Here is a 462-nt window from a genome sequence, read left to right on the forward strand (position 1 = left end):
CCACTGGGCCGCATCGATCAGGTGCGCCTGCAGGGCGACGCGGCGTTCCGCACCTCGGTGCAGGACATCTCGCAGATCAAGGTCCGTTCCTCGACGGGTGCGCTGGTGGCGCTGCCGGGCATGGACAACCCATTCTCGAACATCGAGAGCCAGGTCCGCAACGGCACCGGCAATGACCCCGAGGCGCTGAAGAACGCCGCCGTCAGCGCCACGCGCGCCGCCGTGGCCGGTCACGCCGCCCAGCCCAAGGACGCGCAGGAAAAGCCCGCCCAGGCGCTGGCCAAGGCGCAGGGCATCCCGGTCGTCCAGGCCCGGCCCCAGGCCGCCCAATACGTCCGGCAGCTCAACGACACGGTCGCCAAGACCAAGGAGCAGGCCAAGCAGGCCGCCGACACCGCCGCCCGCGTCGGCTCGCAGGGGGCGCTCTACGGTGCCCTGGCGCTGATCCTCGGTGCCCTGGCT

The 462-nt window shown here is 71.9% G+C and carries 1 pseudogene; it reads left to right on the forward strand.

Annotated features, from left to right (window positions below):
- Positions 1 to 462, forward strand: a pseudogene (locus MKK88_RS20485) (hypothetical protein); the annotation flags it as partial.

The organism is Methylobacterium sp. E-005 (assembly GCF_022829725.1).
Taxonomy (GTDB): domain Bacteria; phylum Pseudomonadota; class Alphaproteobacteria; order Rhizobiales; family Beijerinckiaceae; genus Methylobacterium.